The 26,770-nt window shown below is 53.1% G+C and carries 26 protein-coding genes and 1 tRNA gene; 13 read left to right on the forward strand and 14 right to left on the reverse strand.

The window, feature by feature from the left end; translation table 11 throughout:
• Positions 1-12: 12 nt before the first annotated feature.
• From yihA to rpmH, 8 genes are all read right to left on the reverse strand, one after another.
• Entirely contained in the window at positions 13-663 is a 651-nt protein-coding gene (gene yihA / locus NeNHUV3_RS09460) for a ribosome biogenesis GTP-binding protein YihA/YsxC (protein WP_048599014.1), read from the reverse strand.
• 1 nt (position 664) lies between these two features.
• The gene (locus NeNHUV3_RS09465) at positions 665-1,405 is read right to left on the reverse strand and encodes an MOSC domain-containing protein (RefSeq protein WP_391481065.1); all 741 of its coding nucleotides are present in this window, start codon (positions 1,403-1,405) and stop codon (positions 665-667) included.
• Positions 1,405-3,207: a membrane protein insertase YidC gene (gene yidC, locus NeNHUV3_RS09470; RefSeq protein ID WP_391481066.1), complete on the reverse strand. Its 1,803-nt coding sequence runs from the start codon at positions 3,205-3,207 to the stop codon at positions 1,405-1,407. The genes NeNHUV3_RS09465 and yidC overlap by 1 nt, the downstream gene beginning before the upstream one ends.
• A 121-nt stretch (positions 3,208-3,328) precedes the next feature.
• Positions 3,329-4,825, reverse strand: coding sequence for a putative bifunctional diguanylate cyclase/phosphodiesterase (locus NeNHUV3_RS09475; RefSeq protein WP_391481068.1), 1,497 nt, complete (start codon positions 4,823-4,825; stop codon positions 3,329-3,331).
• Between the two features lie 72 nt (positions 4,826-4,897).
• Positions 4,898-5,782: a tRNA 2-thiocytidine(32) synthetase TtcA gene (gene ttcA / locus NeNHUV3_RS09480; protein WP_391481070.1), complete on the reverse strand. Its 885-nt coding sequence runs from the start codon at positions 5,780-5,782 to the stop codon at positions 4,898-4,900.
• Positions 5,779-6,033: a membrane protein insertion efficiency factor YidD gene (gene yidD / locus NeNHUV3_RS09485; protein WP_048599010.1), complete on the reverse strand. Its 255-nt coding sequence runs from the start codon at positions 6,031-6,033 to the stop codon at positions 5,779-5,781. Before yidD ends, ttcA begins: the two co-directional genes overlap by 4 nt.
• Positions 6,030-6,434 (reverse strand): ribonuclease P protein component, encoded by a 405-nt coding sequence (gene rnpA, locus NeNHUV3_RS09490; protein WP_391481072.1) that lies wholly within the window; start codon positions 6,432-6,434, stop codon positions 6,030-6,032. The genes yidD and rnpA overlap by 4 nt, the downstream gene beginning before the upstream one ends.
• 17 nt (positions 6,435-6,451) lie before the next feature.
• On the reverse strand, positions 6,452-6,586 hold the full coding sequence (gene rpmH, locus NeNHUV3_RS09495; protein ID WP_048599009.1) for a 50S ribosomal protein L34: 135 nt from the start codon (positions 6,584-6,586) through the stop codon (positions 6,452-6,454).
• Between the two features lie 279 nt (positions 6,587-6,865).
• On the opposite strand from rpmH, the gene NeNHUV3_RS09500 reads away from it, so the two are divergent.
• The 4 genes from NeNHUV3_RS09500 (at position 6,866) to NeNHUV3_RS09515 (ending at position 10,588) form a co-directional block, all read left to right on the forward strand.
• Positions 6,866-7,597 carry a TVP38/TMEM64 family protein gene (locus NeNHUV3_RS09500; protein WP_391481073.1) on the forward strand — a complete coding sequence of 244 codons (732 nt, stop codon included), beginning with the start codon at positions 6,866-6,868 and terminating at the stop codon, positions 7,595-7,597.
• A 2-nt stretch (positions 7,598-7,599) separates the two neighbouring features.
• A complete protein-coding gene (locus NeNHUV3_RS09505) occupies positions 7,600-9,018 on the forward strand; it encodes a dihydrolipoyl dehydrogenase family protein (protein ID WP_391481074.1) in 1,419 nt (472 codons plus the stop codon).
• A 30-nt stretch (positions 9,019-9,048) separates the two neighbouring features.
• Positions 9,049-10,449, forward strand: coding sequence for a sensor histidine kinase (locus NeNHUV3_RS09510; RefSeq protein ID WP_391481076.1), 1,401 nt, complete (start codon positions 9,049-9,051; stop codon positions 10,447-10,449).
• Between the two features lie 62 nt (positions 10,450-10,511).
• Positions 10,512-10,588 (forward strand) — tRNA-Arg (locus NeNHUV3_RS09515).
• A 29-nt stretch (positions 10,589-10,617) separates the two neighbouring features.
• On the opposite strand, the gene NeNHUV3_RS09520 is transcribed toward NeNHUV3_RS09515, so the two are convergent.
• Complete coding sequence (locus tag NeNHUV3_RS09520) at positions 10,618-10,914, reverse strand: hypothetical protein (RefSeq protein ID WP_391481077.1); 297 nt, start codon at positions 10,912-10,914, stop codon at positions 10,618-10,620.
• Between the two features lie 267 nt (positions 10,915-11,181).
• On the opposite strand from NeNHUV3_RS09520, the gene NeNHUV3_RS09525 reads away from it, so the two are divergent.
• The 3 genes from NeNHUV3_RS09525 to NeNHUV3_RS09535 are packed head-to-tail and all read left to right on the forward strand — an operon-like array spanning position 11,182 to position 16,626.
• Complete coding sequence (locus tag NeNHUV3_RS09525; RefSeq protein ID WP_391481078.1) at positions 11,182-11,880, forward strand: ImuA family protein; 699 nt, start codon at positions 11,182-11,184, stop codon at positions 11,878-11,880.
• Positions 11,771-13,315: a Y-family DNA polymerase gene (locus tag NeNHUV3_RS09530; RefSeq protein WP_391481079.1), complete on the forward strand. Its 1,545-nt coding sequence runs from the start codon at positions 11,771-11,773 to the stop codon at positions 13,313-13,315. Before NeNHUV3_RS09525 ends, NeNHUV3_RS09530 begins: the two co-directional genes overlap by 110 nt.
• Complete coding sequence (locus NeNHUV3_RS09535; protein WP_391481080.1) at positions 13,315-16,626, forward strand: error-prone DNA polymerase; 3,312 nt, start codon at positions 13,315-13,317, stop codon at positions 16,624-16,626. The genes NeNHUV3_RS09530 and NeNHUV3_RS09535 overlap by 1 nt, the downstream gene beginning before the upstream one ends.
• 187 nt (positions 16,627-16,813) lie before the next feature.
• On the opposite strand, the gene NeNHUV3_RS09540 is transcribed toward NeNHUV3_RS09535, so the two are convergent.
• Complete coding sequence (locus tag NeNHUV3_RS09540) at positions 16,814-17,656, reverse strand: IS3 family transposase (RefSeq protein WP_391481081.1); 843 nt, start codon at positions 17,654-17,656, stop codon at positions 16,814-16,816.
• Positions 17,657-17,667: 11 nt separating this feature from the next.
• A complete protein-coding gene (locus tag NeNHUV3_RS09545; RefSeq protein ID WP_391481083.1) occupies positions 17,668-17,937 on the reverse strand; it encodes a transposase in 270 nt (89 codons plus the stop codon).
• Between the two features lie 55 nt (positions 17,938-17,992).
• On the opposite strand from NeNHUV3_RS09545, the gene NeNHUV3_RS09550 reads away from it, so the two are divergent.
• Positions 17,993-18,118, forward strand: a complete 126-nt coding sequence (locus NeNHUV3_RS09550) for a hypothetical protein (protein WP_391481084.1) — start codon at positions 17,993-17,995, stop codon at positions 18,116-18,118.
• A 782-nt stretch (positions 18,119-18,900) separates the two neighbouring features.
• Here NeNHUV3_RS09550 and NeNHUV3_RS09555 read toward each other — a convergent pair.
• Genes NeNHUV3_RS09555 through NeNHUV3_RS09565 form a run of 3 tightly spaced genes read right to left on the reverse strand, consistent with a single transcriptional unit; the run spans position 18,901 to position 22,106 of the window.
• Positions 18,901-19,647, reverse strand: a complete 747-nt coding sequence (locus NeNHUV3_RS09555) for an SDR family oxidoreductase (RefSeq protein ID WP_391481086.1) — start codon at positions 19,645-19,647, stop codon at positions 18,901-18,903.
• Between the two features lie 27 nt (positions 19,648-19,674).
• A complete protein-coding gene (locus NeNHUV3_RS09560) occupies positions 19,675-21,129 on the reverse strand; it encodes an aldehyde dehydrogenase family protein (RefSeq protein ID WP_391481088.1) in 1,455 nt (484 codons plus the stop codon).
• A 56-nt stretch (positions 21,130-21,185) separates the two neighbouring features.
• Entirely contained in the window at positions 21,186-22,106 is a 921-nt protein-coding gene (locus tag NeNHUV3_RS09565; protein ID WP_391481089.1) for an XdhC family protein, read from the reverse strand.
• A 129-nt stretch (positions 22,107-22,235) separates the two neighbouring features.
• Between NeNHUV3_RS09565 and NeNHUV3_RS09570 the strand changes: the two genes are divergently transcribed.
• The 5 genes from NeNHUV3_RS09570 to NeNHUV3_RS09590 all read left to right on the forward strand — a co-directional run bounded on the left by NeNHUV3_RS09570 (position 22,236) and on the right by NeNHUV3_RS09590 (position 26,741).
• A complete protein-coding gene (locus NeNHUV3_RS09570) occupies positions 22,236-23,198 on the forward strand; it encodes an ABC transporter ATP-binding protein (protein WP_391481090.1) in 963 nt (320 codons plus the stop codon).
• Positions 23,195-23,956 carry an ABC transporter permease gene (locus tag NeNHUV3_RS09575; protein WP_048599147.1) on the forward strand — a complete coding sequence of 254 codons (762 nt, stop codon included), beginning with the start codon at positions 23,195-23,197 and terminating at the stop codon, positions 23,954-23,956. The genes NeNHUV3_RS09570 and NeNHUV3_RS09575 overlap by 4 nt, the downstream gene beginning before the upstream one ends.
• Positions 23,957-24,020: 64 nt before the next feature.
• A complete protein-coding gene (locus NeNHUV3_RS09580) occupies positions 24,021-24,812 on the forward strand; it encodes a S49 family peptidase (RefSeq protein WP_391481092.1) in 792 nt (263 codons plus the stop codon).
• 174 nt (positions 24,813-24,986) lie between these two features.
• A complete protein-coding gene (locus tag NeNHUV3_RS09585) occupies positions 24,987-25,937 on the forward strand; it encodes a calcium/sodium antiporter (protein ID WP_391481093.1) in 951 nt (316 codons plus the stop codon).
• Between the two features lie 24 nt (positions 25,938-25,961).
• Entirely contained in the window at positions 25,962-26,741 is a 780-nt protein-coding gene (locus NeNHUV3_RS09590) for an SDR family oxidoreductase (RefSeq protein ID WP_391481094.1), read from the forward strand.
• The last annotated feature ends 29 nt before the right edge of the window (positions 26,742-26,770 follow it).

Raw genomic sequence — 26,770 nt, forward strand, 5'->3', positions numbered from 1 at the left:
GCCAAGGTAAGATTAGGTGAGGGTGTGAATGATGTGCCGCAGAGTGGCGATGCCGTCACCTTTTTCCGAGCTGGTCATGATGATCTCTGGGTAGGACGCGGGATGCTTGGCCAGCTTCGATTTGACTTGTTCCAGCATCTTGTCCTTTGCGCCGCCCTTTACCTTGTCGGTTTTGGTCAGAACGCATTGAAAAGTTACTGCCGATTTATCGAGTAGGGTCATGATTTCTTCGTCGACGGGCTTCACCCCGTGGCGCGCATCAATCAAAACAAACGCTCTTCGAAGACTTGCACGGCCTGAAAGGTAAGCCTTGAGCAAGCGCTGCCACTTTTCAACGATCGGGATCGGTGCGTTTGCAAAGCCATAGCCCGGTAAATCCACAAGGTAGTGGCTTTCGGTTAGCGTAAAGAAGTTAATCTCTTGGGTGCGGCCCGGAGTGTTCGATGCACGTGCTAAACCTTTGCGTCCGGTAAGCGCGTTGATCAAGCTGGATTTACCAACATTCGATCGGCCTGCGAAACAGACTTCCATGCGGTCGGCCATTGGCATGCCATCCATCGCGACGACGCCTTTCAAAAAGTCGGTCTCACCTGCGAAAAATACCCGTGCGGCTTCGACTTCTTGTGGAGTTGGCTCTTCGGCCAGTGTGAATTGCATGTCCATTTCAGAGAAACTCAATTTTGTCTTGCACTGACGCATGGCCAGATTTGGTTGCGCGCAAATAGACGCCAAAATCTTTGTGGCCCCAATGCTGCGTTAAGGTGTTGAGCACATCTGCATCGCGCTCGCCTGTTTGTGGGTTGGCGTGCGTGGCCAAGCATCTGGTGATTGGTTCAACCACTTCGAATTCGGCGGTGCCGATACGGATTTCTTTGCCTATCCAATTAAACTCGTCCCATGGTTCTGCGCCATCGATCCAGATGTTACCACGAAAGCGGGTTTGGGCCATATCTGCGCCGATTTTCTCGCTTAGATCTGCCAGACTGGCCGTGTTCAGAAGGGAGATCGATGTGTAGGGTGTATCAGTCATGCCGACGTCTGCACGTACGACCTTCACCGATTGGACGCGGTCTTGCGGCATTAAGTTTTTACACCATGCCAAAAAATCCGCCGTGTCGCCATCCGGATCAAAGCTAAGTGTTTGAGCATCCGGGTGCGATAGGGTCACGATACCAGTGTCTGTATCAGTAATCGCACGCACGGCCATCAGCTGTGGTGCTTTTCCACCGCGGCTGAAGTTTGCGCAACTTGCCCATGTACTGCCATCAGTCTTGGCCGCTTCATGGGCGACTGCCCACTTACGGTCCCACGGCATCGTCTTGCCAGCGATGAAATCAGACGTGCTGAGCGCTTCGTGACCGTGGCCCTTGATGGGGTGCCGCCAAAGGGCCGCGATCCGAAGCATTAGGTTTCTTCCGTTTTCGACTTACGGCTGAAGCCTTTTTTGATGTTTCCGAAGACGTCCGGCTTGATGCCCTGACTGCGCATAATCAGGTACTGTTGGCTAAATGTGATCGTGTTGTTCGCAATCCAGTAGATGACCAAACCGCTGGCAAAGCTGCCAAGCATGAACATGAAGACCCATGGCATCCATGCGAAAATCATCGCTTGGGTCGCGTCTGTGGGCGCCGGATTCAGTTTTTGTTGTAGCCACATTGAGATGCCCAAAATGATAGGCAATACGCCAAGCGACAGGATGTAAAAGATGCTTGTTGGCTCAGGTGTTGCGTATGGCAGTAGGCCGAACAAGTTCAGGATGGAGGAGGGGTCCGGTGCCGAAAGGTCACGAATCCAACCGATCCATTCTGCGTGGCGCAATTCGATCGTGACGAAAATCACTTTGTAGAGTGAGAAGAAGATCGGGATTTGCATCAAGATTGGCAAACAACCCGAGGCTGGGTTTACCTTGTTCTTTTTGTAGAGCTCGATCATGCCCTTTTGCATTTTCTCGCGGTCATCACCCGCCGCTTCTTTCAGCTTCTCCATCTCTGGTTGAAGCTCTTTCATGCGGGCCATTGATACGTATGATTTATAGGCGAGTGGTAGCAAAATTGCCTTAATCAAAAGCGTCAGGGCGATAATGGACCAGCCCATGTTCCCGATCACGGCGTTGAGCCAGTGTAGTACCGCAAAGATCGGCTTGGTCAGGAAGAAAAACCAACCCCAATCGATGCTGTCGAGGAAATTGTAGATGCCGCCGTCATTTTCGTAATTGCGGATGGTCTCCCATTCTTTCGCACCAGCAAAAAGTTGTGTGCTGACAGAAATGGTTTCGCCCGCAGCAAGGTCTACCGTTGGCAGGCGTGCTTCGGACCGGAACGTGTTGCGCGCTTCGTTATATTGCAAAACGCCCGTAAACTGCTGCGCGCTTGCGGGGATAAGCATCGACATCCAGTAGTGATCGGTGAAACCAAGCCAGCCGTTTTGTTGGATTTGCGCAACATCGGCGGTCGCGCCCCAGCGGTCATCGCGGTCAAAGTCGGAGATGTCGTCGTAGTCATACTCGGACAGTTCCTCACCCGTCTGGCGCATGGCGCCTTCGTGGATAATGAAGAAGTTCTTAAGCGTTGTGGGAATTCCATGCCGCATGAGCGCGCTGTAAGGGGCGAGACGCGCGGCGGCATCTGCTGTGTTTGTCACGGACTGTTCGACGCTGAACATAAAGTTTTCATCAACTGAAATGACGCGGGTAAAGACAAGGCCCTTGCCGTTATCCCAGCTAAGGGTCACGGGGGTATTCTCCGTGAGTGTCGCACTTGCGTCTGCGTTCCAAATCGTTGTTGCTGTCGGGACATCCTCAAAACCCAACGCGCCGCCGGGAGCCCAACCAAAATCAGCATAAAACGCTTCGGGTCCATCGGTGCCGCGGAACAGTCGCACGATGCTGGCACCTTCGTCGAGAGACGTCTGATATGATTTCAGAGCCAGGTCGTCGATACGGCCACCTTGCAGTGAAATGCTGCCGGACAATTCTTTGGTATCGATCGCGATGCGTGGAGCGTCCGTGCGCCCTTCGGCTAATTCCTCTGGGGCTGTTCGCTGTTGCGCAGTAACGGGGGCTGCTGCAGGTGCGATGGTGCTGGTCTCTTGGGTTGCCACTGCGGGCTGCGGTGCCTCGGCGGGTGGCGGCACGAGAAACGGCCAAATGATAATAACCGCAAGGCACAGAACACTTGCCAAGATCAGATTTCTATTTTGCTCGTCCATTGTCGCCCGCCAGTCTCTAAATCTAGTGGGGCGGTTGAACCTTTATGAGGGCCAAACGTCAAGGGGAAAGGGCTTTTTCGAACGTGTGAGCGACAATAAGACAAGTTTGATGCGCACCGTTTCAGGCAAACCGCTGTGTCAGCGACTGTACGTTTGTTACTTTGGTCTTGTGGGCGCGAATCCATGCAGGGGTTTCCTCCAAGGGCATCGGCTTTGCTAGCCCGAAGCCCTGAACGTGATGGCAACCTATCTGGGCCAGTTTGGCATGCTCGCTAAGGGTTTCGACACCTTCAGCCAGTGCTTCAATCCCGAGCTCATTCGCCATGGATATAATTGCCCGAACCATTTTACTTTGTGCTGCCTCGCTATCAACTTTGGTAATGAACGATCGGTCGATTTTTAGTCGGTCAATTCCAAATCTGCGAATAGCAGCGATTGAAGCGTGGCCTGTGCCGAAATCATCTAAATCAAGCAAACAGCCAATATCTGATAGGCGCGCAAGGTTGTGGTGAATGATGTCATCGCCGCTACCAGCCATGACTGTCTCAAGCACCTCAACACAAAGCCGATCAGCGCTTAGGTCTTGGCGATCAAGCTCCCATTCGATCCGTTCGACAAGCTTTGGGTTGCGTAAATCATCACTCGCGAAGTTCACCGAGACATGTGGGATATTGACCCCCTGTTGGTCCCAATCCTTGAGTGCGCAAAAGCTCGCGCGTAGCATTCGTTCGTTCAGTCGCTCCATTAACCCCGCATTTTCGAGTGTTGGCAAGAAATCCGACGGCGGGATGAGGCCACTGTTTGGGTGATGCCATCGGGCAAGCGCTTCAAATCCAGATATTTCGCCTGTTGCGATGCGTACTTGCGGTTGAAACCACGCAGTAATTGCACCGCTTTCAAGAGCATCAAAAACCTGCGCATTCCGCGACATTTGATGTTTGGCTGGTATCGTAAGCTCTGGAGAATACGCGCGTACTGCGCCGGGACCTTGGCGTTTAGCATCCATAAGCGCGGTAATGGCGGCGGATTGATATGCCTGTGGTGTTTGCTTTGAAACGCGCGACAGCAAAGCGAAGCCGATTGAGGCCGAACACAAAACAGTAGCGTTATCGACCAAATAGGGCTGTGCGATTGCGGTCTGAATACGGTTGGCGATTTGTAACGCCGCTTCAAGATCAAGCCTTGGGTCTGAGCCGATTACGATAATGATGGGACCATCGTCAGACGCCTGCGCGGTGTCAGCATCGCGAAGAACACCCGCAATGTTGGCCAACGCTTGCGCACAGACAGTTTCTGCGCCTGCAACACCGTGGATATCTTTAATGGTATTAAGATCGTCAAGTTGCAGGGCCAAACATAGGCTGTTTTTGTGGGTTAGTGCGCGTTCGGAAATCGCACGTTCAAGTGCTGAATTAAGGCTTTGCGCTGTTCTAGGGGGAGGTGAGAGAGCTAGGCGCTGTTTGCGAAGCAATGCTGCAATAATCACAGCACAGGCAAGCGCAGTTCCGATCCACAGGCCTTTGGCTTCCCCAAGAAGTTGACCCATCAATGGCAGAAGCGGGCTAAGCGCAACGCAGCTATGTCGCAAAACCTCGCGTATGTTCGCCCAATAGCCCATTCTGTCGCCGCTCCACCATTACTTTCGTGATTGGATACGATACAGAATCTTCGTGATTGCTTAACGTGAGAGTTAATTATCTAAAGAGTTTGATGAAAATTGGGACTGATTGCTATTGAGCCCCAAGAAATCAAAGAGATTTGTGTCCAGCATATGAGCAGGATTTATGTTGGCTAGTGCTCGGAACATGGTTTGGCGTCGCCCGGGGCTGTTGGCCTCCCAAGTGTCGAGCATTTGTTTGATCTGTTGGCGTTGAAGGCCGTCTTGGCTTCCGCATAAATCACACGGAATGATCGGGTAGTTGAGAGCTTTGGCAAACGCCTCGCAATCCGCTTCAGCGACATGAGCAAGAGGACGGTAGACGAACAAACCCCCGTCTTCATTGAGTAACTTCGGTGGCATCGCTGAAAGTCTTCCACCGTGAAACAGGTTCATCAGAAAGGTTTCAAGAATGTCATCGCGGTGGTGTCCCAAAATGACGGCTGAGCATCCTTCTTCACGGGCAATGCGGTAAAGATTTCCGCGTCTTAGGCGTGAACAGAGCGAGCAAAACGTCCGGCCCTGCGGAATTTTATCCATGACAATTGAGTAGGTGTCTTTGTACTCGATACGGTGGGGAACCTGCATTTCCTGCAGAAATTTTGGCAACACGGTCGCGGGGAAGTTGGGTTGGCCTTGGTCTAGGTTGCACGCGAGTAGATCGACAGGAAGCAACCCGCGCCATTGCAACTCATAAAGTGCAGCAAGCAGAGTGTAGCTGTCTTTACCACCCGACAAACATACCAGCCATTTCTGTTTGGGTTCACGCGGATCAAGCATGCCGTATTGATCAATTGCCTCGCGGGTTTGCCGGATGATCCGCTTGCGAAGCTTTTTGAATTCGGTCGTTTTGGGGGCGGCGTTGAAAAGCGGGTGAATGTCGTTGGGCACATCGAGGGCTGGCGAAGCGTCAGTCATTGCTGATCCGTTTCATCTTTTTGGTTGGCTGGCTTGGGGACGGGATCGTAACCGTCACGTCCAAGCGGGTGGCAGCGTCCGATCCGGCGAATGGTAAGCCAGCCGCCTTTTAATCCGCCGTGTGTTTGCAGTGCCTCAAGGGCGTAAGCGCTACAGGTGGGTTGATAGCGGCAGTTGAACCCGACCCAAGGGCTGAAAATAAGACGGTATGCACGAATTGGCAGGGCTAGTACGAAGGCGAGGGGGCTCATTGGTCATGAACCCGCTTTAGCGCGTATTGAAGGTCAGCGCCTAGGTCGTTGAAATCGCGGGTTGCGGTAATCTGGGCGCGCCCAACCAGCACATAGTCCCAGCCTGCGCGCCCCTCATTAGTTAGAATTAGTCGCGCAATTTCGCGCAGCCGGCGTTTGGCGCGGTTGCGGGCCACGGCATTGCCGACTTTTTTGGAGCAGGTGAAGCCAACGCGCGCTGGGCCGTCGTCACCGCGTGGGCGGGCCTGTAGGTGCACGCCGGTTGTGCCTTGTCGTTTGGCGCGTGCTGCTGCTAAAAAATCAGCCCGTTTGCGCAGAACCTCTAACGGTTTGCCTGAACGAGAAAAAGTCGCCTGCGGAATGTCCGAGGCGACTTTGTCAAATGTGGTATGCGATGCCATTTGGCGCCGCGCGTACTTTACGCGCTCAGCGACTTGCGGCCGCGCGCACGACGTGCGTTCAGGATCTTACGGCCAGCTTTGGTGGCCATGCGCGAACGGAAGCCGTGGCGGCGTTTGCGAACAAGGTTCGATGGTTGGTAGGTGCGTTTCATATCGCGGTCCTCAGAATCTGGCCCAAACCTATTGAATAGATTCGAAGGCCGTTTGAATTAGAAGCCTGTCTCTAGAGCGGGTCAGCCGAGCTGTCAATTCAGATCACGCGTGTTTTGTTGCAATTATTCGCGGAACCTCACACAAGATCACGCAAAACTGTAACATTTGTCCGTTTCCCATCAATGGCGCGTGACAATCATGCTTTGCGCCTAGGGTATTTGGCCAATACCCGCCATTCAGGGCCCAACGCAATAAATTATGCAAAGAAGCCCTGACACATGACTGATGCTACTGAAACTGACAAAACCGGCATTGGCCGCATGCTTCCTATTCTACTGATCGGCACCGTTGCCGTTGCGGGGGCATTCACTTTGAAAGATTACCTGACGTTCCAAGCGTTGGCTGACAACCGCGAGGCGTTGCTGGCATTTCGTGATAGCAATTACGTGGGCACGGTGCTTGGCTTCATAGTCATCTACACGTTGATCGTCGCGTTTAGTCTTCCGGGGGCAACGATCGCCACCCTGACTGGTGGTTTCTTGTTTGCGACTTTCCCTGGCGCGCTTTTCAACATGACCGCTGCCACGTTGGGTGCCACGGCAATCTTTATGGCCGCCAGATGGGGCTTCGGGGAAAAGCTGGGTGCAAGGCTTGAGGCAAGTGACGGGATAGTCAAGAAAATCAAGGATGGCATCGATGAAAACCAATGGTCGATGCTTTTTTTGATACGTCTTGTACCGGCGGTACCTTTTTTCGTGGCTAACCTTGTGCCCTCGTTTCTGGAAGTGCCGCTACGGCGCTTCATGATTTCTACATTCTTCGGGATCATTCCAGGCTCTGTGGTTTATACCTCTGTTGGAGCTGGCTTGGGCGCTGTTTTTGAGCGCGGCGAAACACCTAATCTTGGCATTATTTTTGAGCCACAAATCATCGGCCCCATTATTGGCCTTTGTGTTCTGGCGGCATTGCCAATTCTGATCAAAGCCGTTCGCGGCAAGCAAGGACTGTGACTATGAGTACGCGATTAAAGACGGATATTTTGATTATTGGCGGTGGCTCTGGGGGGCTTTCACTTGCCTATGGCGCCAGTCAAATGGGCGCGGATGTTACGCTGCTTGAGGGCCATCTGATGGGGGGCGATTGCCTAAACTTTGGCTGTGTGCCGTCCAAGGCTTTGATTGCGGCCGGCAAACATGCCCACGCTATGGGGGCAGGTGCGGTTTTTGGGGTGACACCTGTTGTGCCTGAAGTGGACTATGCTGCTGCAAAGCATCATGTGCGTAGCGTAATTGACACTATAGCACCCGTTGATAGCCAAGAGCGGTTCGAAGGTGTTGGTGTGCGCGTTATTCGTGAGTACGGCAAATTCATTTCGCCCACCGAAGTGCAGGCTGGTGATACGGTTATAACGGCGCGGCGTGTTGTGGTTGCAACAGGATCAGGCCCGTTTGTGCCACCAATCCCCGGCATTGATGATGTGCCCTATTTTACCAATGAGACAATCTTTGATCTGCAAGATCAGCCAGAGCATCTCATTGTTATCGGTGGCGGGCCGATCGGGATGGAAATGGCGCAGGCGCACCGCCGACTAGGCTGTAAAGTTACAGTTATCGAAGGTGCCAAAGCCATGGGAAAAGATGATCCTGAAATGGCTGCCGTCGTTCTTGATAATTTACGTTCAGAAGACGTGGAGATTATTGAGCAAGCCCAAGCCGAAAAGATTAGCGGCACAAATGGCAACATTACCGTACACACGCCTAAGGGTGATTTTACCGGCTCTCATCTTCTTGTGGCTGTTGGTCGCAAAGTGAATATCGACAAACTTAATCTGGATGCGGCAGGTGTTGAGTATGATCGCACGGGCATCAAGGTGGATGCCAATCTCAAAAGCACAAATCGCCGCGTTTATGCTGCTGGTGATGTTGCTGGCGGGTTGCAGTTTACACATATGGCTGGCTACCACGCAGGCGTTTTGGTGCGCAGTCTGGTTCTTGGCTTGCCTGCAAAGGCCAGTACGCACCACATTCCGTGGGCCACGTACACAGACCCTGAACTTGCGCAAGTTGGCCAAACCGAGGCGCAGGCCCGTGATGTACACGGCGATAAGCTGACTGTTGTGCGCTTTCCGTATCACGAGAATGACCGCGCCATTGCCGAAGGCAAAACCAAAGGTCTGATCAAAGTGATGGTAGTCAAAGGCAAGCCTGTCGGTGCCTCTATTGCGGGTGCTCATGCGGGTGAATTGATTGGCATGTGGGCCATGGCAATTGCCAATGGTCTCAAGATGTCCGCCATTGCCAACACGGTTTTGCCTTATCCCACGATTGCCGAAATCAACAAACGCGCTGCTGGCCAATACTTCAGCCCCAAGTTGTTCGATAGCGCCATGGTGAAACGTGTGGTGCGGTTCGTGCAGCGTGTGATACCCTAGGCCAATATCGGCCCGTGGGGCGGAGGATGTATGATTAAATCTCTCTCGGGACGCTTTTTGCTCCTGACCATAATTTTTGTGATGTTGGCGGAAGTGCTGATCTTTGTTCCGTCGATTGCGCGGTTCAGAGAGGACTATCTATTGGCGCGTCTTGAACGTGCGCAGATTGCGTCGCTTGCCACACTTGAAAATGATATGATTAGCGTTGAAACCGAAGAAGAGTTGCTGCGCAACGCGGGCATTTATAATGTTGTTCTGCGCCGTGACCAAGTGCGCCGTCTTGCGCTTTCGACAACCATTCCCAGCCCTATTCATGAGACGTTTGATTTGCGTAGCCCGTCTGCGTGGGTGTTGATTGGTGATGCGTTGCACCGTTTTGTGGACCCAGAGCCACGCGTGATCCGGATCATCGGCAATCCAGTTAATGATGCAGGCACGCTGATTGAGGTAACCCTTGGCACAGCGAGCTTACGCGACGCGATGGTGTCTTACGGGTTGAATATTCTGCGCCTGTCGCTGCTTATTTCCGTTGTCACTGCGGGGCTTTTGTTTGTTGCGGTTCAGTGGGGGCTTGTTCGCCCAATCAATAACTTCGTCTCCGCAATGAAAGACTATCAAAGTGCGCCAGAGGATGCGCGCAAAGTGATCAAGCCGACGGCCTCAATAACTGAGCTTCGCGAAGCTGAAGAGGCTTTGGCTACCCTTGAAGAACAGCTAACGCATCTTTTGAAGCAAAAAGATCGTCTTGCTCAACTTGGTGGCGCAGTGAGTAAAATCAGCCATGACCTACGTAACATTTTGACTTCGGCGCAGCTGTTTACGGACCGCATTGAAATGTCAGAGGACCCCACTGTTGCGCGTCTTGCCCCGAAGCTGGTCAACTCAATCACGCGCGCGGTTAATTTATGCGAAGCGACCCTTGCGTTTGGACGGGCAGAGGAAGCCGCCCCCAGCCTGAATCGCTTTGCATTGGCCGATGTTGTGGGAGACGTCATCGCCAGCGAGCAACTTGCTGTGGGAGATTTTGCCCTTGATTTGGTTGATGATACGCCCGCTGGCATGATGATCCGTGCGGATGCAGAACAGCTTTACCGCGTCGTTGGAAACTTGGTGCGCAATGCGCGGCAGGCGATTGTCGCAACGGGCAAACCCGCTCAGATTATGATCTGTGCCGATGAAACCCCCAACGAATGGACAATCCGCGTTAAAGATACGGGACCAGGCCTGCCGCTTAAAGCGCAAGAGAATCTCTTTAAGGCGTTTGAGGGGAACGCGCGCAAAGGCGGTACTGGATTGGGCTTAATCATAAGTCTTGAACTTATTCGGGGGCACGGAGGGGATCTGTCGCTTGAGGCTTCTGGACCAGAAGGCACATGTTTTCTGATCCAATTGCCAAAATCTGATCTCACTTTGGCAGCGGCAGCAGAGTAATTTGGAAAACCTCATTTTTAGGGCTTGCAACGCGCGCTGAGCAACGGTAGTTCGGCGCCAGTGGACCGATAGCTCAGCTGGATAGAGTACTTGACTACGAATCAAGGGGTCGGGGGTTCGAATCCTCCTCGGTCCGCCAAATGTAGAAACCCCATTGATTTTATTAGATTATTCGGCGTTTGTTCCAACTCGATAAAGTGAGTTGGACCTTTGTACTCCCGTTACGGTTTTTATCAGGTCGGCAGATTGGCTGTAGTGCGCGGCTTCGCTGTGCGTTTCGCAGCTTAAAATCGCCATGCGTTTTTCTGGATCGGCCCCGTTTTCTTTGAAAATAGGCACACGGCCTTTATGGATGCCTTGGGCGTTCAATTGTTTCAGTCCGGCGCTATTGCAGGCGCATGAAAAACAAGATGCTGCGCTCTTTTCCGGTCGGCTGGCAGCGCCGCGTGCGGCCAGGTAGGTCATATGGCGCGCGCCGCATCTATCGCGGCTTACACGGCATCGGATGCCTCAAGCCATGCGGGTACGTTTGATAAGTGTGAAACTGCGTATGTGCCGGTTTTGGTGTGCTTATCGAACCTATCCGCTTTTGACGTTTTCTGGCCCCAACTTCACAACGTCGCCAATTGCCGCGCAGGTTTGGTCCAGCAATCCATTCCTATTTCAATTGGCACTCAAATTATCTCATCTAGTTTGCTAGCAGGAACATAACGTGAACATTATAGTTGGTGTATGGTCAGCGATTCGTCATATGGGCAGGTTTTGCAATTTCCGCAGCAGGTCACCTTTGGGCGGCCCGCTCTGACAGACGTGCTGTGCAACGCGGCGGCGGATGGGGGGGCAATTGGCGTAGTGTTGGCCGAACTTGGCCAATCCGATCAGCCGATTGTTTGGGTGCAGGATTACGCGGCGCGGCGCGAGGCTGGGCAACTTTATGCTCCGGGGCTACGCGCGTTACGCAGCACCCAGCCCATTTTGCGCGTCACTGTCAGCCATCCACGCGATGTGCTTTGGACTATGGAGGAGGCTGCGACGTGTGCCGGTTTAAGCGCTGTAATTGGCGAGGTGCATGGCGCGCCAGCCGTGCTAGATTTCACTGCCACCAAACGGCTTGTGATGCGGGCGGAGGCGTCTGGCGTACCCCTATATCTGATCCGCAGTGGCGATCCTGGCGTGTTGAGTGCGGCGCGGGCACGTTGGCGGGTAGGGTCGCTCCCCTCGCGGCTCAATCCGAACGACCCGCAGGCGCCGGGTGTAGCGCAATGGGATTTAGATTTGTTTCGTGCAAGGGGCCGCGCGCAAGGGCGTTGGGTGGCGCAATATGACCCAACAGCAGCCCACACAACAAATCGTTTCAGTCTGGTTCCCCGATCTGACGCTGGATCGTTGGAGGCGTGTGGCCAGTCAGTACAGATCGGTACCGAGTCATGATGTGCCTGTGGTCCTGTCCCGCAATGGTACGCATGGTCCTGTTGTCTACAGTCTAAGCACTGCGGCCAAGGATCGGGGGATCAATCGTGGGGACCGCGTAGTGGACGTTCAGGCAATCCATTCTGATCTGCATGTGGAAAGTGCGGATTTAGACGGTGATCAGGCCCTCATGCAGCACCTTGTGCATTGGGCGCGTCGCTGGTGTCCTTGGACGGCACAGGATGGGACAGACGGGCTTTATCTTGACGTGACGGGTGCCTCACATCTGTTTGGGGGCGAAGCGCGAATGTTGCGCGATATGGTGCAACGTTTTGCAATGCAGGGGCTGGCTGCGCGGGTCGCAATGGCCCCAACGCCACTTGCGGCAAATATGTTGGCACGGTTTGGCGCGCCATATCAAATCAGCACGCAGCAAAATATCATCACCGCTTTGGCCCCGCTACCTGTGACCGCGCTGCGTATCACGTCAGATATGGACAGATTGCTGCATCGCTTGGGTATTAAAACCATCGGTGCGCTTGCCGCTATTCCGCGGGCTGCCATGATGCAGCGGTTTGCAAATGTTGCAGCGGATCGCAATCCGTTAATTTTGCTAGACCGCGCCATGGGCCACAGCCCTGATCCGTTGAATGCCCCGCCAGATAACGCGCGGTTTATGGCCCGCGCCCGATTGGCTGAACCCGTGATTGACCCTATGCCGCATCTTAAAGCGCTCGTTGACGATCTGTGCCGAAGTTTAGCGGACGTCGAAAAAGGGGTGCGTCAGTTACTTCTGACCATCTACCGCATTGATAGCGAGTGTCGCACGGTGCAGCTGGCCACCGCCAATGCCAGCCGAGATCCCGCCCATCTTCTGCGTCTATTGGACGGAAAATTAGACGATATTGATCCCGGTTTCGGTTTTGATCTGCTGACGCTTGAGGCACTGCGCGTTGAACCTGTGTTACGAATTCAGGAAAATCTGGATGGGAAACGCGACCCACAAAAAGATATTGCGGGGCTGGTGGATCGCCTAACCGCCCGGTTGGGGCGAGACAAAGTCACTTGGTCGACGTGGTGCGAAAGTCATGTGCCCGAACGTGTTGAGGGCCGCGTCCCCGCCTTGCAAGGTGCCCCCAGTGCTGCGCCAGAACTGTTGCGCGATAGGCCCATCCGTGTCCTTGATCCTCCCGAAGAGGTCCGCGTGATTTATGCCGTTCCCGAAGGCCCGCCTTCGCAATTTCGCTGGCGCGGAATGCTGTATAAATCAACTCGTCACACGGGTCCTGAACGCATCGCACCCGAATGGTGGCGCGACAAACCGGGTACGCGGTTGCGCGATTATTATAAAGTTGAAGTGCAGGATGGTCGCCGCTTTTGGCTGTACCGCGAAGGGGTGATTAATGACGGGCGCGGGGCGGAGCCACGTTGGTTTATGCACGGGTTTTTCGCGTAATGCCTCTGCAAGAAGGGCACCCACGCCGCACCTTAGGCGAAGATAACCAGTTCACATGGCATCCCCCCAGCCCCTATGTAGAATTCGGACTGGCCAGTTGTTTTTCGTTTCTGCGCGCCGCGTCTGATGCTTGCGATTTGACGGCAACAGCCAATTTGCTGGGTTACGATCGTATCGGCATTGCAGATCACAACACTCTGGCAGGTGTAGTCCGCATCCATACAGAGGCCGCCAAAGCCTGCGTCACGCCTTTGATAGGGGCGCGGTTGGTATTGTTATGTGGCACAGAATTGCTGGCCTACCCGCAAGATCGTGATGCCTATGCGCGATTGTCTACGCTGTTATCCAAGGGAAAAATGCAAACCGCTGACGGTGCGTGGCAGGATAAAGGTGAAACGCATCTGACGCTGGAAATGCTGCGCGATCATGCGCAAGGGCTGCATCTTATCGTCATGCCACCCGAAAATCTCGATGTGTTTGCAGCCGGATTACCCCGTCTGACCAAAGCCTTGCCTGATATGAACTACATCGGTGCGTCGTTTCTATATCGCGGGGATGACCGGGCGCGGATCAATCGGCTTGATCGCTTGGCGCGTGCGCATAACCTTTCAATTCTGGCTACGAACGATGTGCTATACCACGCGCCGGATCGCCGCCCTTTACAAGATGTGATGGTCGCTATCCGTGAAGGTGTGACTGTGCCTAATGCCGGTTTTCTGTTGGGGGCAAACGCAGAACGCTACCTGAAATCACCCACCGAGATGTGCCGCTTGTTTGCTGACTGGCCACACGCAATTTCTGCAACGCGCGCACTTGCAGATAAGATCAGGTTTCAGCTGAAAGATCTCAGATATGAGTACCCGCATGAAATTGTGCCGGCGGGAAAGACAGCCCAAGATCAGTTAGAAAAGCTTACATGGGAGGGGGCGAAAACCCGCTATCCAGATGGCACACCGGAACATGTTATCGCCCTGATCCATAAAGAATTTGCGCTGATCAAGAGTAAGGAACTCGCGCGTTATTTTCTGACGATCCATGATATTGTTCGCTTTGCTCGAGAAGAAGCAACGCCCCCCATTCTGTGCCAAGGACGCGGGTCGGCGGCCAATTCTGCGGTGTGCTTTTGCCTTGGGGTTACGTCTGTTGATCCGAATGAAACCAGCGTGCTGTTCGAACGCTTTCTGAGCGAAGAACGTGATGAGCCTCCCGATATCGACGTAGACTTTGAACACGAGCGCCGTGAAGAGATTATCCAATACATGTATGGCAAATATGGTCGCCATCGCGCGGGGCTTTGTGCAACGGTTATCCATTATCGCCCCCGGTCTGCCATTCGTGAGGTCGGTAAAGCGATGGGGTTGTCAGAAGATGTTACATCAAAACTTGCAGGTACTGTTTGGGGCAGTTTTGAGGGGCAATTAGATGATGATCGCGCCAAAGAGGCGGGACTTGATCTGTCTGCCCCTTACCTTCGGATCGTGTTGAAGTTGGCCCAACAAATGATCGGTATGCCGCGCCACCTGTCCCAGCACGTGGGTGGTTTCATCCTGACAGAACGGCCCCTGACTGAAATTGTCCCCATAGGTAACGGGGCTATGCCAGAACGGAGCTTTATCGAATGGGACAAGGATGACATCGAGGCACTTGGTATATTTAAGGTGGATATTCTGGCGCTTGGGATGCTGACATGCATCGCCAAATGCTTTGATCTGATTGATGCGCATTACGATCAGCAGTTTGAATTAGCCACTGTGCCGCAGGATGATACCGCCACCTATGATATGCTGTGCAAGGGTGACAGCCTTGGTGTGTTTCAGGTCGAAAGCCGTGCACAAATGGCGATGCTGCCAAAACTGCGCCCTCGTAGATTCTATGATCTCGTGATTGAGGTTGCCATCGTGCGTCCTGGCCCAATTCAAGGCGACATGGTGCACCCTTATTTGAGGCGGCGGCAGGGTATAGAAAGCGTAGTTTATCCAGCACCAGGTCCACAACACCCGCAAGATGAGCTGTTCAAAATCCTAAGCCGCACTCTTGGCGTGCCGATTTTCCAAGAACAAGCCATGCAAATCGCAATGGACGCGGCCAAATTCACGCCCGCCCAATCCAACGTCCTACGCAAGGCAATGGCGACATTCCGGTCACGCGGGACCATTGAAGCACTGCAATCCCAGATGGTCGGGAACATGGTGAAACGCGGCTATGATCCTGTGTTCGCGCAACGCTGTTTTGACCAGATTAAGGGCTTTGGCGAATACGGCTTTCCAGAAAGCCACGCGGCAAGTTTTGCTAAACTGGTCTATGTCTCAAGCTGGATGAAATGCCATTATCCGGCGGCTTTTGCCTGCGCCTTACTGAATTCCCAGCCCATGGGGTTTTACGCGCCTGCCCAGATCGTGCGCGACGCCCGTGATCACGGAGTCGAAGTGCGCGAGGTCGATGTGAACTATTCCGATTGGAACTGCACATTGGAACCATCGGACGGCGGCTTTGCTCTGCGACTGGGGATGCGGCTGGTGAATGGCTTGGGCGAAGATGCCGCCTTACGCATTATGGCGGCGCGGGATCGGCCCTTTGATAGTCTTGCAGATATCAAAGAACGTGCGCGTATTGACACAAAGGCTATTAAATCTTTGGCCGCCGCAGATACATTCCGTTCCACAGGTAGCGATCGCCGTAATGCGCTATGGCAGGCACAAGCACTTAAAGATGCACCCGCGTTGCCGATTTTTGAACACGCAGATATCAGCGCACGTGGACCTGATCCAGAAGTCGCGTTGCCCGCAATGGCCAAGGCCGAGCATGTTGTCGCTGATTATCAAACCCTGCGCCTGTCGCTCAAGGCTCATCCGATAGCATTTTACCGGGCCAGCCTACGCAAACAAGGGTTCGTGTCCTCTGCTGACTTGGGCCGTATGTATCATGGGCAAAAGGTGTCGCTGGCGGGATTGGTATTGGTGCGCCAAAAACCAGGTAGTGCAAAGGGAGTTTGTTTTATCACGCTTGAGGATGAAACAGGTGTCGCAAACCTCGTGATCTGGCCCAAGCTGTTCAAGACGTACCGGCCAACAATCATGTCCGCACGCCTATTGGTCGTCAAAGGTCATGTACAAACCGATGGGCGCGTCATCCATGTGGTTGCCGATGATCTGCAAGATCGCAGTGATCGTCTGTTGGGCTTATCGGACGCACAACTGCCCGAAACCAAAACGCGCGGCGACCATCCGACCCATCCCATTCCCGGACAGGTTGGGATCAGGGGTCATCCGCGTAACGCGCGTATCATCCCAAAGTCGCGCGATTTCCATTGAAATCATTAACGTAGGTAAGGACAGGTCAAGTACTCACCCTATTAGCCCCAGTGCAAAAAGTATTGGGCTTATGGGTAATATTGACGTTCGCAGATAAAACTTTGGCTCTCTGATGAATGTCTCAGTGTCTATTCATTTATACGGCGTAACACTGCTACACATTTTGCTATACATGGATGAAGTGTGTCTAGCCCCCAATTTCAGTGCCACTAATTTTGGATTTCTCTAATAAGGTTTCTGGCATGGGAGGTCGCATTCCGAGTGCATGATGGGGCCTGATGTGATTGTATTCTTTGAGCCAAATATTGATTGCGACCTGAGCCTGTTTGATGCTGTGGAACCATTCAGCGTTTAGGACTTCTTGGCGAAGAATACCGTTGAACCGTTCATTGTAACCGTTTTCCCAAGGACTGCCTGGGTAGATTTGGATTGGTTTGACGCCAACCTTTCTGAGCCATTTTTGAAGGTGTTCAGCTACGAACTCCCCGCCATTGTCAGATCGAATGCATTCAGGCTTTCCGTATTTCATCAGCAAACGATGTATGACACGCAAAACATCATCTGAGTTCATCTTGTCTTGCACCTCAACGCAAAGAGCTTGGCGGGTAAACTCATCTAAGACGGTCAGCATCTTGTAGCTGCGCCCGTTACTCAGCTTGTCGTGAACAAAATCAATTGCCCAAACATGATTGGGATGCATTGGGCGCAAACGGATGACCGAACTGTCTTTGTGATACAGCCGCCTTCGTTTCTTATGCCGCTCTGGCAGCTTCAGCCCTTCTTCGCGCCATAAACGCTCAACTTTCTTGTGATTGACGTGCCAACCTTCGATCCGCAGCAACTCAGCGATCTTTCGATATCCGTACCGACCATACTGCTTGGCAAGGCGGATCATGGCCAAGCGCAATGCGTCATCACCTTGAACCTTCGTTTTGTAATGCAAGCTAGAACGCGAGACGCCGAGAACCGCACATGTGCGCCGTTCTGACGTATCAAGTCTTTGGCGGGTATGGATTACGGCCTGACGCAACCCATCAACCGTCAGGCCTTCGGCTTTAAATAATCGAGGCTCTCTTTCAAGATCAGCTTGTCCAGTTGGAGGTCCGCAACGATTTTCTTCTTCAGTGCTTTCATTTCTGAGAGCTGCGGTCGCCCTAGACCACCGAACTTCTTGCGCCAATAGTAATAGGTCTTGTCCGAAATACCCGCCTTGCGACACGCGCCCACAACATCCAACCCATCATGCAAATGAACATCAATCTCGCGCAATAACTTCAGTGCATCCTCATGTGAATACCGTTTCCGTGCCATTCTCTGTCACTCCCTTAGTCAACAAATAGTGGCACAGTTTTAGGGGGCCAAGACAATGGTTCATGCAAGCGATCTAACTGTTATGGATATTTACCTTAGCTTACGGTTCATTTTGGGTGATGTTTTGGGCGCTGCAGTTGTGCTTTTGGGGGCAAATGTGCTACCTAAGCGATGGGTCTAACTTATTGAGAGCGTAGCGGTTGCGCTGCCTACCACTTTGTTTTCCGAACACTCCGGCGTCAGTCAAGCGTACTAATAGCCGGTGGTAGCTTGCGTGTGGGATATCTTTGCACCACTCGGATTTCCGAATTTGGTCTGACGAAAAGAGACCATCTGTATTGCAGCACTCTACTGCAGCATAATACAATCTTTTTTCAATCTCATTTAGTCGATCTAGTCCAAACTCTTGTTCCGCAACTTCCAGAGCCCGTCGGAGTTTCATTAATTTTTTTTCGCGGTTCATTATGTTACCAATATTTACCACTATTGCGGTAGACATAGCGATACACAGTCAACTCATCAATTATAGTTATTACTAAAGAATTTGATGTAGGGAATAAACCGGAGCTCCCGTATCTGTAGGCAGATCTAAGTTTAAATTTACTGGCAGCTGGCAATCAGATGTCAGTGAAAGGGTGTGGGTTTATCTCGAAGCTGGCTTTTCCTCGAGGGATGAGATCATAATCAATACCCACCCATTGGTAATGAATTGGGTGGGAAGATCTTATGCGTTTGGCTGGGCTACACAGGTAGGACCGATTTTTGATATATTTTCGGTTATCTGACCCTTGGAAACTCAATATTCTAGGCACTATGATGCTATCATTCAGTATTTGAATGGACAAACTTGGGCTTCTTCAGACTAAAGATAACTGAAATGAACATTTGAGAGAGCACAATCGCGTGACGATTCTGTGGGCTTAGTGCAAGCCTTTGGCACAATCCCCACGGCGACACGTATGCCTAAATGCACCGCCCGCCGTCTACCTCCATGCATACGCCTGTTACCATACTCGCCTCGTCCGAGCATAAGTAGCACGCCGCGTTTCCCATATCTTCGGGGCTTGAAAAGCGTCCCAATGGAATGGTGGACAGAAACTTGGCGCGGACCTCGGGGGTGTCTTCGCCCATGAAAGTTTTCAGCAGTGGCGTTTCGCCTGCCACAGGGTTGATTGCATTTACCCGCACGCCGCTTGGGGCCAGTTCGACGGCCATTCCTTTTGTGGCGTTGTTCATCCACCCCTTCGAGGCGTTGTACCAATTCAGGCGGGGGCGGGGTGAGACGCCTGCGGTTGAAGCCACGTTTAGGATCGCGCCCGATCCTTGGGCCTTCATCAAGGGGACGACGTATTTCGCAGTCAGGTAAACGGACTTACAATTCACGGCAAAGACTTTGTCGAAGTCTTCCTCGGTGACATCTTCCATCGGGGCGGGCAGGTGTGTGGTGCCCGCGTTGTTGATCAAAATATCGATCTGACCAAAGGCTGTTTGAGCCGCCTCGACCATTGCCCGAACGCTCGCGTCATCGGCCACGTTGCAGTGGATGACCTCCACGTTACCACCTACTTGTTTTGCGGTTTCCTGCGCCAAGTCTGTGTTTAAATCGGCGATCATGACGCGCGCGCCCTCTGCTACAAATTTGCGCACGATCCCTGCGCCAAAACCTGATGCGCCGCCGGTTACTATGGCCGTTTTTCCTGCAAGTCTCATGAGAGTAAATCCTGTTCGTGCGAAGGTTTAGCCGTGGCGGGCCGCGACTGTTTTCAACGTTGAAAAACCATAAAGCGCCTCAAAGCCCTTTTCGCGCCCGTGCCCCGAAAGGCCCGTGCCGCCGAAAGGCAATTCAACGCCTCCGCCTGCGCCGTAATTATTCAAAAACACTTGTCCTGCTCTGAGCCTTTTTGCCAAGCGCATTTGGCGGGCGCCGTTCTCAGACCAAACGGATGCGACCAGCCCGAAATCTGTCCCGTTGGCAATTGCGATGGCTTCGTCTTCATCATCAAATGGGATGACAACTTGGACGGGTCCAAAGATTTCGTCTTGGGCCAAGCTGTGATCTGACGGGACCTTGGCGAATAAAGCAGGTGCTACATAGGCCCCACCTTCTGGCGCGCTGTCGATGATCTTGCCACGCGCGGCACATTCCAGATCATGACCTTTGGCAATAAAGCTTTCGACGATCTCTTTTTGTCGTGATGACACCAGCGGCCCGACATCGTGATCCTCAAGTGCGGGACCTGCTTTCAATGCGGCATAACGCTTAGCCATTGCGTCCAGCACTTCGTCATAGCGGCTGCGCTGTACCAATATGCGCGATGATGCAGAGCATGTTTGGCCTGCGTTTTGGATTCCTGCGTTAACCAAGAATGGCAGGGCCGCCTTGATATTTGCATCTTCAAAAACCAACTGCGGTGATTTTCCGCCCAACTCGAGCGTTACGGGCACCACGTTTTCTGCGGCGGAGTGTTGGATCAATTTGCCGACGTTAACTGAACCGGTGAAGCTTATGTGGTTGACGGATTTGTGCGCGCTCAGCGCGGCGCCTGCCTCTGCACCCAAGCCGGGCACGACGTTCAGCACGCCGTCCGGTAGGCCTGCACGTCGGGCCAATTCGCCAAAGGCAAGCGCTGTCAGGCATGCTTCCTCTGCGGGTTTCAAAACGGCCGCATTTCCCATGGCCAGCGCGGCCCCAACGGACCGGCCAATGATTTGCATCGGGTAGTTCCATGGAATGATGTGCCCTGTCACCCCGTGTGGCTCGCGCAATGTGTAAACCGTGTATCCGTCAAGATACGGGATTGTCGTGCCATGCACCTTATCCGCGGCACCGCCGTAGAACTCCATATAGCGTGCGAGTGCTGTTACGTCTGCCTTGGCCTGTGTGAGAGGTTTGCCCACATCAAGGGCCTCAAGGCGTGCCAACTCATCCGCATTCTCAAGAACAAGCTGTCCGATTTTTGCGAGTATGCGCCCGCGCTCAAAAGCGGTGAGAGTGCTCCACGGCCCATCAAGCGCACGGTTTGCTGCATCTACCGCCGCGTCGATGTCCTGAGCGCTGCCTCTGGCAATCTCATACAGTATGGTGCCATCGGAAGGGTTCTTCAACTCAAGCGTTCGGCCGCTTTCGCAGGCCTGCCATCTGCCATCAATCAGACAATGACGTGGATCAATATCAAGGGGCCGTACGCTCATCTCATTACACCTCAGCTGTTGCTGGTCTTTACAAGAGTTGAGCGAATTTGGCCGCTTTAGGCAATGGAGATAATGTCGGACAGCACAGAGATCGCCAAGCTGCGCGGGTCGCGGACAGAAGGAATAAGCCCGATGGGAGAGCGTAGCCGCGCGGCAGCTTGACCGCTGACACCAAGTTCAGATAGGTGCTTCAGCCGGTTTTGGTGCGTCTGCAAGCTGCCAAGCGCACCGATGTAGAACGCGTCACTATCCAGTGCATGCGCAAGGATCGGGGGCTCCCAACTGTGTTCATGAAACAAGAGCACAACTGCCGTGCGCGCATCCACTTTCCAATGGTGGGGCAGCTCCGCGTGCTTCATGTGTGTGGCGTCGATGGGCGGGCTTAGGTGTGGTTTGATACGTTCGAGTTCTGGTGAGGCTACCGCGACAGGGTAATGCAGGGCATGACACAGGTTCGCTAGGGCAATGGTTTCGGGGCCCGTACCAATGATGTGGAACATAACGTCAGGTGCAATGTGCACCAGCAACATCTCTGTCGATCGCTCTGGCTTTTCAGTCAAAGCGCTAATTTCGCCAGAAACACGATCAAAAGTTAGGTGAACGCCCTTCCTAGCATTGCGCAAGGCCATGGCGCGTTCAATCGCCTTGGTTGAGGGCTGCGGAAACAGCATAATTTCCACCCCGCCCCCGCAGGGCAACGCCATGTCCATAAACGGTGAGCCAATGCCATACCGTACCGCCTTAGGTGTGCCCGTCGCCAAAACCTCTGCCGCATGCAAGGCGAGATCATCTTCGATGCAGCCTGAACTTAGCGCACCAATGCGAGCCCCATCTGCCCAAAACGCCATCATTGCGCCAGCGTTGCGATAAGACGGGCCGGTTGTTTCGCTGATGACGGCAAGAACCGCGTTGTGCGGCTTGCGCGCCAAAGCAGCAAGCACGTCGTCTGGAGCGTGGTTGGAAGAAGGATTTATCATATCGCGCTAAATGTGAGTGCTGTGTCACGCGTAGGCAAGGGCAATTCGGGTGCAACGGCTATGTGCAAATATGCGACTTACACCCAACCGTGGTTCGGGTAAGGTGCGCGCAAATGTATGGGGGCCAAAATGGGCGCGATTATTGAAGTAAGCGGACTGGTAAAAAGATATAAAAGCGGCTTTGAGGCGCTTAAGGGCGTGAACCTTACGATTAACGAAGGCGAGATTATTGCGCTTTTGGGCCCAAACGGCGCGGGGAAGACGACGCTTATTTCCTCTATTTGCGGGATTACAAACCCCACCTCTGGGACCGTTTCTGTTGGTGGCTTTGATATCAACGCGGAATACCGCAAAACGCGGGCGATGATCGGGCTTGTGCCGCAAGAGCTTAATCTTGAGCATTTTGAAAAAGTGATCGCGACTGTGCGGTTCTCCCGTGGTCTTTTTGGTAAGCCCGCGGACGAGGCGCACATCGAAAAAATCCTTTGTCAGCTGAGCTTGTGGGACAAACGAAACGCCAAAATTGGTGAACTGTCAGGTGGCATGAAGCGCCGTGTGTTGATTGCAAAAGCACTCGCTCATGAGCCGCGTGTTTTGTTTCTTGATGAGCCGACCGCCGGTGTCGATGTGGAGCTGCGCAAAGATATGTGGGCGGTGGTGCAGGACCTGAAGGCAAGCGGTGTGACGATTATTTTGACCACCCATTACATTGAAGAAGCCGAGGAGGTTGCTGACCGCATCGGTGTTATCAACGGTGGGCAAATCTTGTTGGTGCAAGACAAGGCTGAGTTGATGCAGCAATTGGGTCAAAAGCAGATGCAGATTGATCTGGCTGAACCTTTGGCATCAGACAAGCTGCCGGAGGCGCTTGGTCATTATAATCTTAGTGTGACGGATGATCTTGCCGCACTGATCTACACTTATGACATCAACGCAGAGCGTACAGGCATTACAACGCTGCTTGGTGATTTGCAGGCGGCAGGGTTTGTGCTTCGCGATATCCAGACCAAACAATCCAGCCTTGAGGAAATCTTTGTTGGGCTTGTCGCAGACCAAGACGCACGCACGGCAAACGCAGGAGACGCGGCATGAACATTTATGGCATCAAAGCGATTTTCTTTTTTGAGATGGCGCGCTTTTTTCGCACGGCTGCACAGTCTTTGCTGGCCCCTGTCATTTCTACGGCCCTGTACTTTGTGGTGTTCGGCACAGCAATTGGAAGCCGCATTACAGATGTTGACGGTGTTAGTTACGGCGCGTTCATCGTGCCGGGCTTGATCATGCTAACGGTGATGACCCAATCCGCCAGCAACGCCAGCTTTGGTATATATTTGCCAAAATTTGTCGGTACGATTTATGAGCTTCTTTCTGCGCCAATCAATTTCTTTGAGATCGTTATCGGCTACGTTGGCGCAGCCACGGTGAAGTCACTCATTATCGGCGTGATCATTCTGGCGACGTCATACCTGTTTGTTGACCTGCAAATTGCGCATCCGCTGGCGATGTTTGCATTTCTGATTTTAACCTGTCTTTCGTTTAGTCTGCTGGGCTTTATTATTGGGATTTGGGCTAGCAATTTTGAGCAACTACAACTGATCCCACTTTTGGTTTTGACGCCTCTGGGCTTTCTTGGGGGAACCTTTTACTCGATCACAATGCTTCCTCCTGTCTGGCAGACGATCACGCTGTTCAACCCTGTTGTGTATCTGGTCTCGGGCTTTCGCTGGTCTTTCTTTGGGACCTCTGACGTTAGTATCGGTGTTAGTCTTTTTGCGATTTGCGCGTTTACGGCGATTTGCCTTGGCATTGTGTGGTGGATTTTCAAAACGGGGTATCGTTTGCGCTCCTAAACCGAACAGTTTGATTTGGGGGCGGGCACTTGTAGCAGGTGCTCGCGCACTCTACATCACGCTCATGAAGCGCTTTATCCCATTCAGAAAATCCGCACCTGTTGTCTCTGTTGTTCGGTTGAACGGCATGATTGCAAGTGGTGGTCGCGGCCTGAATGATGCAGGCGCGGCAGCCATGATTGAAAAAGCATTCGCCAAGGGGAAGCCAAAAGCGGTTGCGCTTGTGATTAACTCACCCGGTGGTAGCCCTGCGCAATCATCATTGATTGCGGCGCGCATTCGTCGACTTGCGGATGAAAAAGAGATCCCTGTTTTTGCGTTTGTTGAAGATGTTGCAGCGTCCGGTGGCTATTGGCTGGCCTCCGCTGCGGACGAGATTTTTGTTGATGCCACATCGGTGGTAGGCTCAATCGGAGTGATTAGTGCGGGCTTTGGTATGAGTGAGTTGATCGCGCGCTACGGCATTGAGCGCCGTGTCTACACTGCTGGCACCTCAAAATCGATGAACGATCCGTTCAAGCCTGAAAACCCCGGAGACGTAGCCCGCCTTAACGTTATTCTTGAGCAGCTTCATGAGACGTTCAAACAGCAAATTAGAAGCCGCCGTGCCAATAAATTGGTTGAGCGTGATTTGTTCACTGGTGAGATTTGGGTTGGCCAAGGTGCAGTTGACGTCGGTCTCGCGGACGGTGTCGGGCATCTGGTGCCGACCCTGAAAGATCGCTTTGGCAAAAAAGTGAAGTTCCGCGTTTATGGCCAGCGTAAATCACTTTTGTCACGGATTGGCGCGTCTGCAGTTGGCGGTTTAGCGCATCAGATTGAAGAGCGGGCACAATTTGCGCGCTTTGGCCTATAGTGCGCGCGCCATGCTGATGAAAATCGTCTCTCTCTTTCTGATCGCGATGGTGGTTTTGGCGATGTTCGGCAAACTGCGTTACCCCGGTCAGCAAGCGCTAGCGAACGCCAAGTGCCAAAGTTGCGGCCGATTCAGAATTGGCAAAGGCCCATGTGCATGCGGAGCGAAACGTAAATGACCACGGCACTTTTACTCACGGCTGCTGGTTTGGTCTTACTGCTGATCGCGGGTGATGCGCTGGTGAAAGGCGCGGTTAACTTTGCGCTGCGTCTTGGGATTCCTGCATTGATCGTAAGCTTGACGATTGTTGCTTTTGGTACGTCCGCTCCTGAATTGTTGATTGCGGTTGAGGCAATTATCGATGGAGCACCCGGTATCGCGATGGGTAATGTGGTTGGCTCAAACACCGCCAATGTGTTGCTTGTCTTGGGCGTGCCTGCGTTGTTGGCGGGGCTGCATACGGCGGGCTGTGACACGCGCAAAAGCTTTGTCTATATGATCTTGGCGACCGCGCTTTTCATAGCTGGCGCCTTCTTTGGTCCCATCACATGGGTGCACGGTTTGGTCTTTCTGGCAGCTCTTTTTGCCATATTGGCGGATCAATTTTTTGATGCAAAACGTGCGCGTGCTGCAGGGCAGATTGTCGATGAGGACGAGCCTGAGGGCGCAGACCCCGACATGGCATGGTGGAAGATTAGCGCATTTTTGCTTTTCGGTTTGATAGGGCTTCCTCTAGGCGCGAGCCTTTTGGTTGAGAATTCGGTTATCATCGCACGCAGCTTTGGCGTGTCAGAAACGGTGATTGGCCTGACCTTGATCGCCATAGGAACCTCATTGCCTGAGCTGGCTACCACAGTTGCTGCGGCGTATCGCAAACAAGCGGATGTGGCGATTGGCAATGTCATCGGCTCTAACATGTTTAACTTGTTGGCGATCATCGGCATCGCAAGTTTCATCGGTCCCATCGAGGTCGATCAAGGTGTGTTGAAGTTTGATCTGTGGGTGATGGCGGCGGCGTCGCTGGTCTTGGTCCCATTTGTATTTTTCAAATGGAATATGATGCGTGGCACTGGCGCGATCCTGACGGCGCTTTATGTATCTTATCTGGTGATGTTGCTGGTTTAACCGCCCACTGGAAGGACGAATTTTATGAAGAACGCATTGGTCACGGGCGCGGGTAAACGGCTGGGCCGCGCAATGGCAATCTATCTTGCAGAGCGTGGATACAGCGTTGCTGTGCACTACGCCTCGTCTGCACAAGACGCACGCGACGTCGTTGGAATCATCGAAGGCATGGGGGGTAAGGCGGTTGCTCTGCAGGCTGATTTGTTGAGCGAGAACGATACCCAAGCGCTTATTCCAAATGCGATGTCTGCACTGGGCGGGCCAATTACGTGCCTAGTTAACAACGCGTCTATTTTTGAATACGATACATTGCAAACCGCGACGCGTAGTAGTTGGGATCGCCATATCGAGAGTAATTTGCGCGCGCCATATGTTCTAAGCCAAGCCGTTGCGGCTCATGCGCCCAAAGGCCAGTTGGACAGCAACGGTGAGCCAATCGCTCAAAGTTTGATTGTGAACATGATTGATCAGCGTGTTCGTAAACTGACACCAGAATTCTCAAGCTACACGATTGCGAAGATGGGACTTTGGGCGCTCACCCAGACCGCTGCGCAGGGCCTTGCGCCAGATGTGCGCGTAAACGCAATTGGGCCAGGTCCTACCCTTCAGGGAGCGAGGCAGTCTGATGCGCATTTTGCCGGTCAGCGTAAAAATACGGTCCTTGGGCGCGGCGCTAACACGTCTGATATAACTGCCGCACTGGGTTACTTTTTGGATGCGCCAGCTGTCTCGGGACAGCTTATTTGCGTGGACGGTGCACAGCACTTGGGGTGGCAAACACCGGATGTCCAAGGGATCGAGTGATCAAGTTCTCTTTTAAGTTGTGCACCGGT

Origin of the sequence: Nereida sp. NH-UV-3, from assembly GCF_042939535.1 — a bacterium.
In the GTDB taxonomy this organism is placed as follows: Bacteria; Pseudomonadota; Alphaproteobacteria; order Rhodobacterales; family Rhodobacteraceae; genus Nereida; species Nereida ignava.